18 protein-coding genes and 1 pseudogene are annotated in these 17,568 nt (G+C 68.7%); 9 read left to right on the top strand and 10 right to left on the bottom strand.

Going from position 1 to position 17,568, the window contains the following annotated elements:
- Positions 1-886: 886 nt before the first annotated feature.
- The 5 genes from CLV70_RS37975 to CLV70_RS37955 form a co-directional block, all read right to left on the bottom strand.
- Positions 887-2,128 carry a PucR family transcriptional regulator gene (locus CLV70_RS37975; protein ID WP_245908800.1) on the bottom strand — a complete coding sequence of 414 codons (1,242 nt, stop codon included), beginning with the start codon at positions 2,126-2,128 and terminating at the stop codon, positions 887-889.
- A 62-nt stretch (positions 2,129-2,190) separates the two neighbouring features.
- Positions 2,191-3,075 carry a slipin family protein gene (locus tag CLV70_RS37970; RefSeq protein ID WP_106131459.1) on the bottom strand — a complete coding sequence of 295 codons (885 nt, stop codon included), beginning with the start codon at positions 3,073-3,075 and terminating at the stop codon, positions 2,191-2,193.
- 21 nt (positions 3,076-3,096) lie between these two features.
- The gene (locus CLV70_RS37965; protein ID WP_106131458.1) at positions 3,097-3,816 is read right to left on the bottom strand and encodes a CBS domain-containing protein; all 720 of its coding nucleotides are present in this window, start codon (positions 3,814-3,816) and stop codon (positions 3,097-3,099) included.
- A gap of 179 nt (positions 3,817-3,995) precedes the next feature.
- A complete protein-coding gene (locus CLV70_RS37960; RefSeq protein WP_106131457.1) occupies positions 3,996-4,316 on the bottom strand; it encodes a TraR/DksA family transcriptional regulator in 321 nt (106 codons plus the stop codon).
- 205 nt (positions 4,317-4,521) lie between these two features.
- Positions 4,522-5,349, bottom strand: a complete 828-nt coding sequence (locus CLV70_RS37955) for a CBS domain-containing protein (protein ID WP_106131456.1) — start codon at positions 5,347-5,349, stop codon at positions 4,522-4,524.
- Between the two features lie 131 nt (positions 5,350-5,480).
- On the opposite strand from CLV70_RS37955, the gene CLV70_RS37950 reads away from it, so the two are divergent.
- Positions 5,481-6,596, top strand: coding sequence for a baeRF3 domain-containing protein (locus CLV70_RS37950; protein ID WP_106131455.1), 1,116 nt, complete (start codon positions 5,481-5,483; stop codon positions 6,594-6,596).
- Positions 6,597-6,645: 49 nt separating this feature from the next.
- Here CLV70_RS37950 and CLV70_RS41915 read toward each other — a convergent pair whose 3' ends face one another.
- Positions 6,646-6,774 (bottom strand): hypothetical protein, encoded by a 129-nt coding sequence (locus tag CLV70_RS41915; RefSeq protein WP_281260536.1) that lies wholly within the window; start codon positions 6,772-6,774, stop codon positions 6,646-6,648.
- Positions 6,775-6,966: 192 nt separating this feature from the next.
- A protein-coding gene (locus tag CLV70_RS37945) for an IS3 family transposase (protein WP_425440281.1) occupies positions 6,967-8,366 on the bottom strand; the annotation gives its coding sequence in 2 pieces (ribosomal slippage) (positions 6,967-8,033 and positions 8,033-8,366; 1,401 coding nt in all).
- 83 nt (positions 8,367-8,449) lie between these two features.
- Between CLV70_RS37945 and CLV70_RS37940 the strand changes: the two genes are divergently transcribed.
- The 8 genes from CLV70_RS37940 to CLV70_RS37905 all read left to right on the top strand — a co-directional run bounded on the left by CLV70_RS37940 (position 8,450) and on the right by CLV70_RS37905 (position 16,096).
- Positions 8,450-8,707, top strand: a complete 258-nt coding sequence (locus tag CLV70_RS37940; RefSeq protein WP_245908798.1) for a hypothetical protein — start codon at positions 8,450-8,452, stop codon at positions 8,705-8,707.
- A gap of 76 nt (positions 8,708-8,783) precedes the next feature.
- Positions 8,784-9,887, top strand: a complete 1,104-nt coding sequence (locus tag CLV70_RS37935) for an enolase C-terminal domain-like protein (protein WP_342750452.1) — start codon at positions 8,784-8,786, stop codon at positions 9,885-9,887.
- Positions 9,888-9,926: 39 nt separating this feature from the next.
- The gene (locus CLV70_RS37930; RefSeq protein WP_245908796.1) at positions 9,927-10,478 is read left to right on the top strand and encodes a MarR family winged helix-turn-helix transcriptional regulator; all 552 of its coding nucleotides are present in this window, start codon (positions 9,927-9,929) and stop codon (positions 10,476-10,478) included.
- A 146-nt stretch (positions 10,479-10,624) separates the two neighbouring features.
- On the top strand, positions 10,625-10,858 hold the full coding sequence (locus tag CLV70_RS37925; RefSeq protein WP_106131453.1) for a hypothetical protein: 234 nt from the start codon (positions 10,625-10,627) through the stop codon (positions 10,856-10,858).
- Positions 10,859-11,210: 352 nt separating this feature from the next.
- Positions 11,211-11,825: a putative glycolipid-binding domain-containing protein gene (locus CLV70_RS37920; protein ID WP_106131452.1), complete on the top strand. Its 615-nt coding sequence runs from the start codon at positions 11,211-11,213 to the stop codon at positions 11,823-11,825.
- A 38-nt stretch (positions 11,826-11,863) separates the two neighbouring features.
- Positions 11,864-13,162 carry an NAD(P)/FAD-dependent oxidoreductase gene (locus tag CLV70_RS37915; protein ID WP_106131451.1) on the top strand — a complete coding sequence of 433 codons (1,299 nt, stop codon included), beginning with the start codon at positions 11,864-11,866 and terminating at the stop codon, positions 13,160-13,162.
- A 35-nt stretch (positions 13,163-13,197) separates the two neighbouring features.
- Positions 13,198-14,247 carry a glucose 1-dehydrogenase gene (locus CLV70_RS37910; protein WP_106131450.1) on the top strand — a complete coding sequence of 350 codons (1,050 nt, stop codon included), beginning with the start codon at positions 13,198-13,200 and terminating at the stop codon, positions 14,245-14,247.
- Positions 14,248-14,260: 13 nt separating this feature from the next.
- Positions 14,261-16,096, top strand: a complete 1,836-nt coding sequence (locus tag CLV70_RS37905; protein WP_106131449.1) for a glycoside hydrolase family 15 protein — start codon at positions 14,261-14,263, stop codon at positions 16,094-16,096.
- Between the two features lie 276 nt (positions 16,097-16,372).
- Here the strand turns inward: CLV70_RS37905 and CLV70_RS37900 are convergent.
- From CLV70_RS37900 to CLV70_RS37890, 3 genes and pseudogenes are all read right to left on the bottom strand, one after another.
- Positions 16,373-16,510: pseudogene (locus tag CLV70_RS37900) on the bottom strand (IS256 family transposase); the annotation flags it as partial.
- 133 nt (positions 16,511-16,643) lie between these two features.
- Positions 16,644-17,372: an FAD-binding oxidoreductase gene (locus CLV70_RS37895; RefSeq protein WP_170148712.1), complete on the bottom strand. Its 729-nt coding sequence runs from the start codon at positions 17,370-17,372 to the stop codon at positions 16,644-16,646.
- 43 nt (positions 17,373-17,415) lie between these two features.
- Positions 17,416-17,568: IS3 family transposase (locus tag CLV70_RS37890; RefSeq protein WP_146164335.1), on the bottom strand; the 153-nt coding region annotated here is incomplete at its 5' end.

Raw genomic sequence — 17,568 nt, 5'->3', positions numbered from 1 at the left:
CGGCGGGCGCGTTGTTGCGGTCCAACCCCGCCGCCATCCCCGTATCGCATGCCCTAACTAGACAGCAGTCCCGAACCGGCAGGAATCACCCAAAGCGGCGATGTGGACGTAGGAGTGACCTCAACCCCAGAAGCTCAGTAAAGCGGCCACGCTCCCTATAGCCGGCGTACCGGGTGACGTGGAAATCACGGCGACGACGACGCTGGGTCGTCAGTTGGCTGCGGCCGACGACCGACGAACGGGTGAGGCTGTCGCCGGCGCCCAGTGGCCGAGGCCGACTGGATATGACACCTGATCCCATCGCATGGTTCGCCTGAAGCCCTGCCAGGTAGACGTCGGCCCGGCGGCGTGCCCACCGGTGGACCGCAACCGATGCGGCAATCCCGACGATCAGCCCCGCTCCGATCCGGTGGGCATTCAGCAACGACACCGCTACAACGGCGAGGCCGACTGCTACGACCAACGCAGGCAGTGGCGACTTGATGCGCATGATGATCCCCCGTCGGTACCAAGGGGCAGACTTTCTCCGATCGGCCGTGCGGTTCAACGCACAGCCTGAGGTCGAAGGCAAGTCGGCTCGCGGTCGAAGCTCCGAGCGAAGCTCGCGCTTGTTTGTGTGCTGACCGTAATTGTCGTCGCTGGACTCTGCGTGCAGTCAGGTGCCCCGCGTGCACATCTGGGTCTGCTTCATTGCCGACGGCAGGCAACCGGACCCGTACGCGTATCTCCAGCCTGGACTGGTGAGTGGCCCGATGCTGCGGCAGGGCCCTTCCCCTTCGCCGGCTCGCCGGCGGGGCTGCCGTGACGACGTCGCCGAGACCCGTCCCTTCGTTTCCTCTGGATCGAACGGGTGCTGAGCCACCTCAGGACGAACGTGTCCTTGCTGTCATCCTGATGCCGGTAGGGGCTTTTCGGGCCAGTCGAGGGCGCGTGCGCCGAGTACGGCGGCTTGCAGGGTGAATCGGTGGGCGGGGTCGGCCGGGTCGTAGCCGGTGAGGGTGTGGACGCGTTCGAGGCGGTAGGTCACTGCCCGTACTGATATGTGGATGCGTTTCGCGGTTTCGGTGGCCACGCCGCCGGTGTCGAAATACGCCTGCAGGGTGGTGACCAACGGCTCGGCGCCGCCACGGGCGTGGGTGAGCGGGCTGAGCACGGCGTGGACCAGTTCGACGATGGCCGGCTGGTCGCGGAGCAGGACGCGGTAGATGAGCAGGTCGCGGGCGCTGACGACAGGGGATGCCACGCGGAGCCGGGCGGCCATGGTGAGTGCCTCGCGGGCTTCTTCGTAGGAGCGGGCGATGCCGTACAGGCCGGGGTGGGGCCGGCCGACGGCGATCTGCCATGGTCGTCCGCGGGGCAGGCGGCGGAGTCGGTCGTGCATCAGTCGTCCGAGGTCGTCGGCGGCGGTGCGCTGGGGCGGGGCGGTGTCGGGGTTGTTGGCGTCGGCGGGTGCCAGGACCACCAGGAGCCCGTCCTTGGTCGCGACGAGTACGTCGCGGTCGCCGAGACGGTCGAAGATGACAGCTTCGAGTGCGGTGATCGCGGCGTCGGTGTCGGGCAGCCGCCGGCTCGGCGCGGCCAGAGCGACCTGGTGGACGCGGGCGAGGTCGAGCCCGAATGGTTCCGCGCGTTCGACCAGGGCGCCGAGGTCGGAGTCGCCGCGCAGAAGATCGTCGATGAGTTCCCGGCGCAGGGTCTCCTCGCGGCGCACCAGGTCGCGGCGGGCGACGGCGTACCCTTCGGCCAGGGTCGCGACGGCGTCGTCGACGACCTGCAGCACGGCCGTTGCGGCGGCTCGCACGGCCTCTCGGTCGCGGCTGCGGACGACCTCCGGCAGGTCCTGCCACAGCCGGCGGGCGGCGGACAGGTAGAGCTGTACCACCCGGCCGGCGGAGATGCCCTGCTCGGCGGCTCGCCGGCCGAGCGCTTCCACGGCGTCCAGTTCGGCACGTTTGGGTTTACGCCCGGTGATGGCGGCATCGGCCAGAAGCGGCAGGTAGTCGCCGAGTAACGCCACCGGCACGCCGCCGGCGTCGCGGCTCGCCCCGGCGGCGACGCCGACGAGCCACTGCTCGTCGGCGTCGGCCACCACCGGCCGCTGGTTGCGGCGTGCTCCGTTATCGGTCACGTGCGCCCTTCCGCCTGATGATGCCGGGTGCCCAGCATCTCCCATCCGGACTACGGTCCGCGTCATTTCCCAGCCGTCTGCACTGTTCGGCTGTCGTCCGCCGGTTGGTGGTCGAAAATCTGGTGGCCGAAGCCGTCGGCGCGGCTCGGGGTGTCGGACCGGACCGGCGTGTCCGCCGGGGTGCCGCTGAGCTTCGTTTGCAGGGTGTCGACGAGCCGCAGCAGCTCGATGGGGAGCGGGAAGATCAGGGTGGAGCTCCGCTCGGAAGTGAGTTCGGCCATGGTGGACAGCACCCGCAGCTGCATGGCGGCCGGGTTCTGTTCGAGGACCTGGGCGGCGCGGCCGAGGTCGCCGGCAGCCTCGAACTCACCGGCGGCGTGGATCACCTTGGCCCGCCGTTCGCGTTCGGCTTCCGCCTGGCGGGCCATCGCCCGGCGCATGGTGTCCGGCAGTTCGACGTCCTTGACCTCGACCAGGGTGACCTTCACACCCCAGGCGCTGGTGATCTCGTCGATGACGGCCTGCAGACGCTGGTTGATGGAGTCACGGTCGATGAGCAGATCGTCGAGGTCGACCTGGCCGAGGATGCTGCGCAACGTGGTCTGCGCGATCTGGGACGTAGCGACGACATGATCCTCGACCGCGGTGACCGACAGCAGCGGCACCACGACGTTGAAGTAGGCCACCGCGTTGACCTTGACCGTCACGTTGTCCTTGGTGATGACATCCTGCGGGGGAATACTCATCGTGACGGTACGCAGCGACACTCGCACCATCTTGTCAACGAAGGGGATGAGGAACGTCAGGCCGGAGCCGCGGGTGGCGATGACCCGGCCCAGCCGGAAGACGACCCCCCGTTCGTACTCCATGACCACCCGCACGGAGATCACGAGCAGTACGGCCAGGATCAGGCCGACGATCAGGGACCACCGCAGTGTTTCACTCATGGTGTCGTCTTTCTCGTTCGGTCAGCGCCGCGCTGCGGCGGGTATCGGTCGGTTGTCTCGGTGGGGGCGGCGGGTCTGCCACCAGCCGTCGATCGGCCGGTGCCGCGTCCGCACGGCGGGGGCGGCCTCGGCAGCGGCGGGCGGGTCGACGGTGACCTCGCTGCGAACGGCCGTTACACCGGGCACGCTGTGGACGACCCGCGAGAGCAGGGACGCGGTCCCGGCGTCCGCGACGGTCCCGGCCATGACCGTGACGCCGTCGTGTACATCGAAGGCGACATCGCTTGTCGGCAGTGTCGCGAGCACCTGCCCTACCTCGGCGCGGACCACCTCGTCGGCACGGTCGTAGACCTTGAGCAGGTCAGCGGCAGTGACGATGCCCAGCAGCCGCCGGTCCGGTCCGGTCACCAGAAGCCGGTTGACCGCGTGATGGCGCATCAGCCGGCCGGCCTGGCCGAGCGTCACGTCCGGCTCGACGGTCAGGGCTGGTGCGCTCATCATCTGGCCGGCCGAATGAGCGGTCCAGGCGGGCGCGGCCACGGGCCGGCGCCACGGTGCGCGTGAGCTTTGGTCGGGTGTCCGCACTTGAAGGCCGGTCAGCACGTCGGTGCGGGTGATGACGCCGAGCACACTGTCGTAATCGTCGACGACGGCTACTGCGCTGACGTCGTACGCCGTCATGGTGGTCACGACATCCGCGGGCGGGGTGTCGTAATCCACGGTGACCACCTCGGCGGTCATGACATCTCTGACTGTCCACTGCTGCACGACGTCTCCCTTCCGGCAAACTGCGCCTCGCACGGCGGCTCCGCTCGCGCCGTGTCCTAGCCCATGGTGTCTGCCGTGGAACAGCAACCAACAGGGCCGCCGCCGGTGACATCGACGAGTCGTCGTTGCCGGTCGTCGGCAATGACTGCCGTTCAGTCGGGCGGTGTGTAGGTGCAGGACCCGCACAGAGGGATCTCGGGTCGCCCGGTCAGTCTGGGAAGGTCGATGTCGGCCCGGCACCGTTCGCAGACTCCGTAGGTGCCGTCCGACATGCGCTGCAGCGCGCGGGCGGCCTCAGCGACGCCCTGGCGTGCCCACGCGATGAGCAGGTCGAGGGTGCCATCGTCGTAACCGCCGTGATCCGGGCGGGTCCGGTGAATGCTCAGGCGAGTCAGCCGGTCCGTGTAGGTGTGGTAGTGCCGCTCCAGGACGCGGTGCAGCGCATCTTCGGCGGGTCGCGTGGATATCGTCACAGCAAGGGTCCTTCCCGCGTAGCGCGTACGACGAGCCGGTCGTGGACAGTGCCGCGTCGCGCTCGGATGGTGACCGGTACGTTCAGGCTGAGACTCGTACCGCCGGCGCGGACGGGCTCCCGTCGGCTGAAAAGGCCGGCTGAAACTGCCGGAGTCCGGCAACACAGCTCAGGGACGGACCGGGCTGCCGGCGCAAGAGAGCTGGTCACGGCCTGAACGGCTCCGCGCTGAACGGGTGGGTGTGACTGATCCGGGAGCGGAGCAGTGTCGTGTCGTCGAAGCTGTAGGCGATGTTGTTCACGACGTGCAGGACCCCGGGCACGCCGGCGCTAAGCCTGGCCGCTATCGCGGCGGGACTGCGCCGGCCGATCTCACCTGTCAGGGTCACCACTCCCGCGTCGACGCCGGCGTGTACCTGGCGGGGATCGATCCACAGTGTGTGTAGCAGCACGTGGTGCATGACGTCGTGCCGGATGGCGTCGTCGCTACGGGTGTAGTGGCGCATGAGGTCCGCACGCGACACCACGCCTACCATCCGGCCGGTCTCGTCGGTGACGGGCAGCCGTCTGACCTTGTGTTTGCCCATCCGCCGGGCCGCCGCGGACAGCAGCTCGTCGGGAGCGGCGGTGTGTACCAGCCGGCTCATCACCGCTGCCGCGTCGGTGGTACCGGACACGGATCGCGCTGATGTGCCGGTGCCGGGGATTCGCGCCATGAGGTCGACCTCAGAGACGATGCCCACCACCTGGCCGTCGTCGGCGACGATCGGCACCGCGCTGATCCGCTCCCGGGTCAGCAGTCCGGCCAGCTCGCCGATCGACGCTCCCAGTTCTGCCGTCACCACGTTGGTGCTCATGACGTCTTGGACTCGCCACTGCTGCACTGTTCTGCACCTTCCGGACATGGGCTCGGCCGCGTTCACGGCCACAATCCGAGCCTGCCCGGCACCCACGGTGGTGGTCGGGGGTCTCGACGGCGACATCCGCTGGCGTTCGTTGCCGGGCGTGCGCATGATCCTGCCGTCGGTCGGCATGTTGAGCGGCTCAGATGAGGGCGTGGCTCACCTGTCCGGTCGCCGCGCTGGTGGCCAGGATGGAGGTTACGGAATGTCACCGGCCCTGCTGGTGCCTGGTGATCAGCCACTGTTTCCGCTGAGAGGCGAGGATGGACATTCTCAACGCGCACGACTTGACGGCCCTCTCCGACGCACGCGGCGGGTTCCGCGTCTCGGTATTCCTGCCGACACATCGGGCGGGACCGCAAACCGAACGCAACGCCATCCGGCTCAAAAACCTGTTGAGGCAGGCCGAGCAGGCGCTGATCGACGACGGTGTGTCCGCCGCGGCGACCGACCAGATGCTTGAGCCGGGTCGCCACCTGCTGGACCGGGCGCGGTCGGGGGAGCGGCTCAGCGACGGGCTGGCGGTGTTCCTCGAGCCGGGCGGGATCCGGCATTTCAGGGTTCCGCTGCGGCTACCCGAGCTGACGGCCGTCGGGGACCGTTTTCTGATGCGGCCGCTGCTACCGCTGCTGAGCACCGGCGGTCACTTCCACGTGCTGGCGCTCAGCCAGGACGAGATCAAGCTGTTCCGAGGGTCCCGGTACGGCCTGGACGAGGTGGCGGTCGACGGGCTCGCGCTCGCGGTCTGGCTCACCATGCCGCGGCGTCGGGCTCCGGTGCACGCCTTCGTCGCGGATCGCGGCGGAACCGGCGGCCGGGCCGTCTTCCACGGCATCGATGACGACACCACGCCGCTGGTGGCGCAGCATTTCCGGCGTGTCGATCGGGCGCTGCGTGAAGTTCTGCAGGCCGACGCCGCCCCGCTGGTGCTGGCCGGCGTCCGCTCGACTCAGGCCCTCTATCGCCAGGTCAACACCTACCCTGAGTTGATGGACGATGGCGTGGACGGCAACCCGTGGGACCTGAGCCTCGAGCAGTTGCACCGTCATGCGTGGCCGGTGGTGGAGCCGGCGCTGTGCGGTGGGGAAGCCGTCGCCGCCGGTACGTACCGGGAACTGCGGGGCACCGGACGCACCTGCACCGGCACCATGGCCGTCAGCGCGGCAGCCCGTGAGGGACGCATCGAGACGCTGTTCGTCCGCACCGACGCGCCCGGCCCGGGCAAACGAACGGTCATCCGGTTGCACGAGCACACCAGTGCGGTCGACCACGTCGACGACGCCGCGATCTCCACTCTGCGGCACAGCGGCACGGTGTACGCCGTACCGCGCGACCGGATGCCGGACTCTTCACCGATGGCAGCCACCCTGCGCTACTGAACCTGTTGCCGGACCACGCCCGGTCAGCTCCGGTCTACCGCCGCGCCAATCAGGCGAAGGCGATCGGGCGCCGGGCGTGCTCCGGGACCGGGCCGACCACCTCCAGCAGCGCCGGTGCCATGGGACGCGTCATACCGTCCAGGACATACCCGTCGTTCTTCCTTCGCTGCGACGACATCGACGCGGCGGCGATGAACCGTCAGCGGCGGAAACCGTCGGTGGTCGCCCACAGGCTCATGCTGACGCAGACCGCTGACACGGCGATCAAAGCCATCCCGCCGCTCTTCAGCAGGATGGCCGGACCTGCGGCGAAGACAGCGATCGCCAGCCAGCCGACCGGAACGTGTCAAGGATTTGAGGCCAGCGGGAGTTATGCGGCTTGGGGCTCTGGCTCGGGTTTGTTGATCCAGACCTGTTCGGGCAGGTCGAGGATCTTGGGTAGGAGCCGGTCGGTGCCGAAGCGTTCCGGGTGAGCTGCGCGGGCCGCGGCGAGGGTGTCCTCGCGGCCGGCTCGGACCGTGTGGTGGCGGCCGTGGTGAACCTCGGCGGGGGTGTGCAGGCCGATCCCGGAATGCCGGTGGCAGTTGTTGTACCAGGTCACGAAGTCGGTCATGAACACCCGCGCGTCCGCGAGGGACGCGAACCTGTCCGGGAAGACCGGCGCGTACTTCAACGTCTTGAACCAGGCCTCGCTGTACGGGTTGTCGTTGGACACCTTCGGCCTCGAGTGTGACCGGGTCACGGTCAGGTCCTCGAGCAGGTCCGCCACCGATTTCGAGGTCATCGACGTGCCCCGGTCGGCGTGGACCACGTGCGGGACACCCTGGACGTCGAACACCTCCCGCATCATCGACGCCGCGAGCGGGCCGGACTCACGGGCGTGCACCCGGACGCCGACGATGTAGCGGGAGTAGACGTCGATCATCACGTAGGCGTCGAAGTAGGAGCCCTTCACCGGACCGGCCAGCTTCGTGATGTCCCAGCTGAACACCTGCCGAGGCCCGGTAGCGACCAACTCCGGACGAGCACGCGCCGGATGCCGGGCCAGCCGGCGACGCTCACGGATCTGCCGGTGCTCCCTCAAGATCCGATACATCGTCGCGATCGAGCCGACGTAGACGCCCTGATCGAGCAGAGCGGCGTAGACCTGCGCCGGAGCAGCGTCGACGAACTCCGGACCGTCCAGCACGGCCAGGACCCGGTCGCGTTCGGCCGGGGTGAGCGCGTTCGCCGGCACCGAACGCGGTGAAGGTGACGGGCTCGGCCGGCGGCGGTCCCGATCGGCGCTGGACCGGCAGATGCCGGTCATCAACGCCGCAGCCCGAGTCGTGGTCCCCGCACCGGTCAACGCCTGGAAGGCGTCCATCAGCGCTTGCCGAGCCCGAAGACGTCCGGACCGTCCGGCTCGCTCCTGGAGATGTCCTCCAAGAGCTCTTGCGCTTTTCCCATGATCGTTAACGCCGTCTCCGTGCGCGCCAGCTTCGCCTGCGCCAGCTGCAGTTCCCGCCGCAACCGGGCGATCTCGGCCTGCTCCACGCTGGGCCGCCCAACCGTCTCACCAGCCGGTTTACCCTGTAACAGCCCCGCGTCCCGGGCCCGGCGCCACTCCGACATCAACGACGAGTACAAACCCTCCCGCCGCAGGAACGCCCCGCCCTCACCGGCCGCGACGGCCTGCTCATAGCCGGAAAGCAGTTCCAGCTTTTGCCCCGGCGTGAACGACCGGCGTGCCCGCGGCCCGTCCGCACGCGGACCCTTCTTGCGACTCATGACCCCATCCTGGACGGCCACGACGTCAACAGCAGTATTCAACGATTCTCGATCCTGAACTCGCCCTGTACAGCGGAGTTGCTATGAACCGCTGGCCTCAACTCACCCTGACAGACAGGGTGTTCCTGCTCGCCACCGTCCTGTCCGGCCAAGCCGTGCTGCCCCGAGCGCACAACACCGACATCTACCTCACCGCCCTCGGCGGCCTGCTCACCATCGTCTACATGATCGGCCTGGTCTTCCGGCCGCGCCGCCAATGGGCGCGAATGGGACTGGACTCCGTCGCGGTGCTGGTGCTCTACGCCCTCGGAATTACCGGCCTGGCACTGATCGCATCCTGACCGCAGTCAGGACCCTCAGCTGTCCGTACGCGAATCTTCATAACCCTCGGCCGAAAGGGCCGGTGCGCAGACGAGTATCCGGGAAGCAGAACTTCCGATCGAGTGTGTCACCGAGGCCGCGTACCGCGTCCCCACCGACGCCTTGGAGGCGGACCGCACCATCACATGGACGTCCACGACCATGATCGTGGTTCGCGTTCACTGCGGCGACCAGGTGGGCACCGGCTGGACCTACGGTGCAGCCGCGTGCCGAGCACTCGTCGAGGACGTCCTCGCGCCGCTGGTGAAAGACCGCGACGCACTCGATGTGGTCGGAGCCTACGACGCGATGTGCCGCGGCGACCGCAACCTCGGCCGGCTCAGTATCGCCACCTGCGCGATCTCCGCCGCCCTGTGGGACTCGAAGGCGCGACTTCTCGACCTGCGACTGGCCCGACTGCTCGCAATGGTCACCGACGAGGTGCCGATCTACGGCAGCGGCGGCTTCACCAGCTACGACGACACCCAGTTGACCTCCCAATTTGACCACTGGGTACATGGGCAAGGGATTCCCCGGGTGAAGATCAAGGTCGCCGAGTCTTGGGGTGAGCACGTCGGCCGCGACCTCACCCGCACCGCCCACGCCAGCAAGGTCGTCGGCGACGACACCGAACTGTACGTCGACGCCAGCGGCGGATACACCCGCAAACAGGCCATCCGCGTCGCCCATGAAGCCGCCGACTGCGACGTGCGCTGGTTCGAAGAACCGGTGTCGTCCGACGACCTGGCCGGGCTGCACGAGATCCGCGACGCCGTCGCCGCAGACGTCGCGGCCGGGGAGTACGGCTACGACCTGCCGTATTTCGCCCGCATGGTGCAGGCCGGCGCCGTGGACTGCTTGCAGGCCGACCTGTCACGGTGCGGCGGCATCACCGAATGGCAGCGCGTCGCCGCCGTCGCTGCCGCGAACAACCTGCAGATCTCCGGGCACGGCGCCCCCAATCTGCATCTTGACGCTGCGGCCGCCACGCCTAACCTGCGACACCTGGAATGGCTCCACGACCACGTGCGGATCGAGACCATGCTGTTCGACGGCGCCACCGCAGCCTTACCGGGCGGCTTGCTGCGGCCGGACCTGTCGCGGTCAGAGCACGGTCTCGACTTTTGCGACGAGGCCGCCTCGCCGTACCGCATCGGCTGACACCGGCTGCGATCCTCGCCTCAATGCAATGATGTCCCTATGCAAACATCTGTCTCAGCCGTCAACGAGGATGCCGTTCAAGCGCTGATGCTGGCCAGCCGGGCTTTCGTCGGCCTGACCGCCCGGTCTCTGGCCGGGATCGACGGTGACGTCACACTGCCGCAGTTCCGGGCACTGGTGGTGTTGGCCGTGCGGGGCCCGCAGCGCAGCATCGACATCGCCGAGGAGTTGCGGGTCAATCCGTCCACCGGCACGCGCATGTGTGACCGGCTGGTCCGCAAAGGCCTGGTCCGGCGAACACGCTCATCCAGTGACCGCCGGGTGGTACGCCTACGACTGAGCAAGGCGGGCCACGACATCGTCGACCAGGTGATGAGCCGCCGCCGCGCCGAACTCGAACGGCTCGTGGCGGCGACTGCGGAGCTGTGGAAGCCGGCCGTGACGAAGGCGCTGTGCGCGTTCGCTGAAGCCGCGGGCGAGCCGGACGAACACGACTGGTGGCTCGGCTGGGCCGCGCACGCTGTAGAAACCGATGACGATTCGGGCGGGCCGGACGAAGCCGCGGAATCGAACGACGAGCCGTCAACCTGACGGGAGCCGCGCCGCGTACGCCGCCACGCCAGTCCCCTCCGGGCGCGAGCGACGGTCGCCTGCCAGAAACAATTGCATAGTGCAAAGATGGTTATGTGCAACCTGGCTGGGCAAGAGACTTGGAGGAGCGAGAGGGGAACGGGATCATGGACGAGAACGGCGAGCATCACGTCGCCCGTATCGACGACACCGTCACCGCGGCGAACCTGCACGAACGAGCCGAAGCGGTCGCCGTACCGGACTTCAACTACCTCGAACAGACCGTTGAGGCCGTCGTCAACGGACTCACCGGCCGACGCAAGGTCGCCTGCTCCCGCCCACCCCGGGGGCAGGGCGGCGACACCGCGGCAACCGCCGACGCGGGACGGAAACGGCCGTGATAGCTCTGATACCCGACCAGGGTGCTTCTGGGCCAGGGTGGCGGCTGGTCAGCCGCACCGGCAGCGGCGCCGATGTGCTGGCCCGCACGACTCCCGCAGCCGGTCACGGATCGAGCCGGCAGGCGCTGGTGCGGCTACGCGACGGCTCTGGCGGTGTGGATCGCCGAGTCTCCCGGAGTCTATCGCGACGCGGCGAGGTGCCGCGCTGCCTTTACCGACGCGCAGCGCGCCGCTCGTGCAGCTCTCGGCGGCTCCTGCTCGCGACCGCTGGCCACCTCGATGTGAACAGGAGACGACCATGGTGTTGACCTCGTCGTAGGACACCGCCGGGCGCCGCGTGAGAAACGCCGGCATGCGGCGCGCACCGCTGATCTGGCAGCGCACGGACACCGTCGGCACTGAACTGGTCTTCTGGGCCAGTAAGGACCCGAGCACGGCGAGCGGTTCGGCCGTCGTCACTGGGCCAGTGCCGCACACCAACCGATGGCACGCCGAACTGGACACCGGCGCGGTGGTGCGCGCACTGACCGTCACGTGCGAGGGCGGCGACTGGAGCCGAACGCTGCGGTTGATCCGCGATCCCGAACTCGGGTGGAGCTGCCGTACCGAGGAGAACGGTGACCTCGACGGCGCGCTGACCGCCGATGGCTATTCCGGCGCCCCGCTGCCCGGCATCGACGACTCCAGCCGGCTACAGCCGGAGGCGATCGTCCGGTTGCACGACTCACCGGTGTTCCTCACCTGGGCGCTGCAGCGACTACGCCTCGCCGCCGGTGACCGGCCTGTCGCCGCGCCAACGATCCGGATCCTCACCCCATCGCTCGTCGTACTCCCCGGCATCTCGACCTACCAACTGGTCAGTGAACACCGGCTACGCATCAGTGGCGACGAGCCGGCCTCCGGCTACGAACTCGACGATGCCGGCATCGTCACCTACCAGCCCGCCCGACTACGGCTGGCCCACTGACCTCGAGATCACTCAGGACGACATCGCGGAGGATCGCCTTGACGCGCCCCCACATCCTGATCATCGGCGCCGGTTTCGCCGGATACCACGCTGCCCGCCGCCTGTCGCGGCTCGCCCGCGGTAACGCCGATATCACCGTGCTCAACCCGACCGACTACTTTCTATACCTGCCGCTGCTTCCCGAGGTCGCCGGCGGCGTTCTGGACCCCCGGCAGATCACCATCTCCCTGGCCGACACCCTGCCTGGCGTCCGTCACGTCCTGGGCGAGGCGACCGACGTTGACCCGGACCAGCGGCGGGTGCACTACCGCGACCCGGAAGGCCGTCGTGCCTCGCTGGGTTACGACCGGCTGCTGTTGACCGTCGGCAGCGTCAACAAACTGCTGCCCATCCCTGGCGTGGCGGACAACGCCCACGGCTTCCGCGGCTTGCCCGAGGCGCTGTACCTCCGCGACCACCTGATTCGCCAGGTCGAACTCGCTGGGGGCAGCACGGGCCCGGCTGACCGCGCTGCCCGGCTGACCTTCGTGGTCGTGGGGGCCGGCTACACCGGCACCGAAGTCACCGCCCAAGGCCAGCTGCTCACCACGCAGATCACTGCGCGCTACCCGCACCTCGTCGAGAAGCCGCGGTGGATGCTCATCGACCACGGCGACCGCATCCTCGCCCACCTCGACCACCGGCTGTCCGACGCAGCGACAGGTGTGCTGACTCAGCGCGGCGTAGACCTGCGCACCAGCACCTCCATCACGGAAGTCACCAGTGACGGGGTCCACATTGGCGACGAGTTCGTTGCCAGCCGAACCTTGGTGTGGTGCGTCGGTGTACGGCCCGATCCGCTGGTGACCGACACCGGCCTGCGCCTGGAGCAGGGCCGCATCGCCGTGGACGCCTACCTGCGGGTGCCGGGACACCCGCGGATCTACGCCTGCGGCGACGCCGCCGCGGTGCCGGACCTGACCCGGCCCGGGAAGCTGACCACGATGACCGCCCAGCACGCCCAGCGCCAAGGGATCCGGGCGGCCGACAACATCGCCGCCGACTACGGCGTCGGACACCGCAGGCCGTACCGCCACGCCAGCCTCGGCTTCGCCGCCGACCTCGGCGGCACCAAGGCCGCCGCCAAACCGCTAGGACTACCCCTGCGCGGCCTACCCGCGGTGGCCGTGACCCGCGGCTACCACCTCGCCGCCTTACCCGCCAACCGCAGCCGGGTCGCCGCTGCCTGGCTGTTCGCCGCGGCCGGAAACCGCCCGCGCACCCAACTGGGACTGGTTCCCGCCTCGGCGGTACCGCTGGACACCGCCTCACCGGAGGTCACGCACGCCGATTCGTGACGTCAACCGACCCCGCCGATCGACAGGAGACAGACATGCGCGCGCTGACCGTCCAGCCAGGTACCGCTGGCACCGCTGAGCTCACGGACCTGCCTGACCCCACGCCGTCGGACCAGCGACTGCTCGTGGAAGGGCTGGCCGTCGGGGTGTGCGGCACCGACCGCGAGATCATCGCCGGGGACTACGGGTGGGCGCCGCCCGGCCGTGACCGGCTCGTACTGGGCCACGAATCACTGGGCCGGGTACAACACGCCCCGCCCGGCAGCGACTTCCACGACGGCGACCTCGTCGTCGGGGTGGTACGACGGCCCGATCCGGTGCCCTGCGGGGCGTGCGCGCACGGCGAGTTCGACATGTGCCGCAACGGCCGCTACACCGAACGCGGCATCAAGGAACTCGACGGCTACGCCGCACAACTGTGGACCGTCGAACCCGACTACGCGGTCCGCCTCGACCCGCGGCTGACCGAGGTCGGCATGCTGATGGAACCCACCACCGTGGTCGCCAAAGCCTGGGAACAGGTCGACACCATCGGCGCCCGCTCCTTCTACGACCCCAGGCGGGTGCTGATCACCGGCGCCGGACCGATCGGCCTGCTCGCCGCCCTGCTGGGCATCCAGCGCGGCCTGGACGTGCACGTCCTCGACCGGATCACCGCAGGGCCGAAAATCGACGCCGTGACCGCGCTGGGCGCCACCTACCACCACGACCCCGTCGACGAGGTCGCCGGCAAACTACAACCGGACGTCGTCATCGAAGCCACCGGCGCCGGATCGGTGGTGTTCGACGCCATCGCCAACACCGCCGCGTACGGCATCACCTGCCTCACCGGGGTATCGACACCGGGACGCCGCCTCTCCATCGACGCCGGCGCGCAGAACCGGGAGATCGTGCTCGACAACGACGTCGTCGTGGGCAGCGTCAACGCCAACCTGCGCCACTACCACACCGCCGCCGACGCCCTCGGCAAGGCCGACGTCGACTGGCTGCGGCGCCTGATCACCCGCCGGGTGCCGCTGGAAAAGTTCACCGACGCACTGACCGCCCACCCGGACGACATCAAAGTCGTCCTCACCCTGTCCTGAAAGAGACGCGACCATGGCATCGCCCATCGAGGACTACGCCCTCATCGGAGACCTCCACACCGCCGCCCTGGTCGGCCGCGACGGCTCCATCGACTGGCTGTGCCTGCCCCGCTTCGACTCCCCGGCCAGCTTCGCCGCCCTGCTCTCCGACGAGAACGCCGGGCATTGGCGGCTCGCCCCGACCGACGCGGGGACGGCGAACCGCCGACGCTACCGCGGCGACACCCTCGTCCTGGAAACCGAGTGGGACACCCCCGGGGGAACGGTCCGCGTCATCGACTTCATGCCGGTACGCGGCGAGGCCGCCGACGTCGTGCGCATCGTCGAAGGCGTCACCGGGACCGTCACCATGGCAACCCGACTGCGGCTGCGCTTCGACTACGGCAGCATCACCCCGTGGGTCCGCCACGGGGAGCGCGAACACGCCGCCATCGCCGGACCGGACGCCGCCTGGCTGCACGCCGACATCGCCCTCGAGCACCACGACCGCACCCTCACCGGCGAATTCACCGTCTCCGCCGGGGAACAGGTCACCTTCGTGCTCACCCACCAGTTGTCGCATCTGCCCCGCCCGAAAGCGGTGCACCCGCAGCACGCTCTGACCGCCACCGAACAGTTCTGGCAGGACTGGATCAGCCGCGGCACCTACAACGGGCCGTACGCCGACGCAGTACGCCGATCGCTGATCCTGCTCAAGGCGCTGACCTACGCGCCGACCGGCGGGATCGTCGCGGCCGCGACCACCAGCCTGCCCGAACAGATCGGTGGATCCCGCAACTGGGACTACCGCTACTGCTGGCTGCGCGACGCCACCTTCACCCTGCAAGCCCTGCTCGGCACCGGCTACGTCGCCGAGGCCAAGGCCTGGCGCGAATGGCTGCTGCGCGCCGCCGCCGGCGATCCCGCCGACCTGCAGATCATGTACGGCCTCGACGGCACCCGACGGCTCACCGAATCCACCCTCGACTGGCTACCCGGCTACGAGAACTCCGGCCCCGTGCGTGTCGGCAACGCCGCCGCCGAGCAATTCCAACTCGACGTGTGGGGTGAAGTCCTCAACGGCCTGCACCTGGCCCGCGAGGCCGGCATCGCGGCCACCGACGCCGGCTGGGACCTGCAACGCGCCCTGCTCGACTACCTCGAAAGTCATTGGCGCGAACCCGACAACGGACTGTGGGAGGTCCGCGGACCACGCCAGCACTTCGTGCACTCGAAGGTCATGGCCTGGGCCGGCCTCGACCGCGCGGTCACCGCCGTCGAACGCTACGGCCTCGACGGACCCGTCGACCGCTGGCGCGCCATCCGTGAACAGATCCACGCCGACGTGTGCGAGCACGGCTACGACCCGGACCGCAACACCTTCACCCAGTTCTACGGCTCCCACGGCCTGGACGCGGCCCTGCTGCTCATTCCCCGCGTCGGCTTCCTGCCGTACGACGATCCCCGGGTCGTCGGCACCGTCGAGGCAGTACAGAAACAGTTGTCCACTGACGGGTTCCTGCTGCGCTACCAGCCCCAGCACGACAACGTCGACGGCCTACCGGGAACCGAAGGCGCCTTCCTGGCCTGCACCTTCTGGCTCGCTGACGCCCTGCACGGCATCGGCCGCGTCGACGAGGCACGGCAGCTGTTCGAACGTCTCCTCGCGTTACGCAACGACGTCGGCATGCTCGCCGAGGAATACGACCCGGTACACCGGCGCCACCTCGGCAACACTCCGCAGGCATTCAGCCTGGTCGGACTGGTCAACACCGCCAGGCAGCTGTCCGGCACCAGCACCCGCACCAGCGCCTCACCCAGCGAGCAACACACCACACCAACACCTATCGGCGACCCGAGCGCACGTTGAACCACGTCCTGGAGGTCTGCGATGACGGCACCGCTGTCCATCGTCAAAGAATCACCGGCACGTTGTCCACCCTGAGCGACGACCACCCAGAAGTCGGCCGGTTACGGGTGAACGCAGAGGTCAGCGGTCCTGGGCGATAGCCTCACGGAAGCCGGTCACTGCGGCGGCGATCAGGCACTGCACCGGGCTGCGGAAGGGCGAGATCCTTGGTCTGCACTGGGCCGATGTAGACCTCGACGCGCGGACGCTGTTCGTGCGCTGGACGCTGGTCAGCGTCGACAACGCGTTCATGGCGCGTTTCCAGCGCATCGTCCATCGGGTCCGGCCGGTCCCGGTCGGGTCGAGCGACCGGGTCACCAAGTACAGGCACTTTAGCGCCGCCTGCTCGTTCGGGAAGTGCCCGCGGGCCTTGATCTTGGATTCCAGTGGTCGTTGCAGTAGCGAGGCAGGCAGCGCTCGTGCCGCACAGCCACCACGATCGCGCTTTCGTATCCGCGGTGCCGTGAGGCGGTACGCCCGGGTCCGGCACTTGGGCGTCCTTGGTCGTTCAGGCGTCGGTGAAGGCGTCGTACTTGATGCGGGTGGACGGTATCTGCATCTCAACGAGCCTGCGCAGGGTAGCGTTGACCATGGTCGCGGATCCGGCGATGTAGAAGTCGTGGTGCCGCCACGGTCCGTGCCGTGAGACGACGTCCGAGATGGCGCCGCGTTCGCCGATGTTTCCGCCCTCATCGCTGACCGCGCGAACAATGGTGAGCCACGGGAAATTCTCAGCGATCTGATCCAGGTGTCGGCGGTCGTAGAAGTCGTCACCGCGTCGCTCGCCACGGAACAGATGGGTCCATCGGGTGCGGTTGTATCGGGTGAGCTCTTCCAGTAGCGCCTTGACCGGGGCGAGGCCTGTGCCGCCGGTGACGAACACAATGTCGCGGCGCGACTGCAGGTCGAGGGTCATCGAGCCCATGGGGGCCGCGAGGCGCAGCATGTCTCCGGCCCTGAGGCGCCGGACCAGAGCGCTGGACACCAAGCCGCCGCCGGCGGCGCGGACGTGGAAGTCCAGCGTGCCGTCCTGGCGGGGCGCGTTGGCGATGGAGTAGGTGCGCCACAGCCGCGGATGGTAGCCGCATTCGATGCTGACGTACTGGCCGGCGCGGAAATTCAGCGGTTGCACAGGGCAGCAGGTAAAAACGGCGACGTCGGAGCCGCGTCGCTCGTGGTTGATGACCTCGGCGTGCCAGTACGGCGGGTTCGTGTCCTCGGCCGCGCCGGCAATCATCTTGTCGGCGATGTGTCAAGCCCCGGGTTTGATGGAGAGTTGGTTAGCTGGTTTTCAGGGGTGCAATGACCGGCTGGGTCATCACGTGTAGTGCCTCGTGCTCGGCGGGTGGGACGTGGCCGAGCTCGCCGTGCAACCTGCGGTTGTTGTACCAGTCGATGTACTCGACGGTGGCCATCTCCAGGTCGTCCAGGCC

Origin of the sequence: Pseudosporangium ferrugineum, assembly GCF_003002065.1 — a bacterium.
GTDB lineage: Bacteria > Actinomycetota > Actinomycetes > Mycobacteriales > Micromonosporaceae > Actinoplanes > Actinoplanes ferrugineus_A.
The sequence above is the reverse complement of the archived record's forward strand: the minus strand, read 5'-3'. Positions and strand labels throughout refer to the sequence as shown.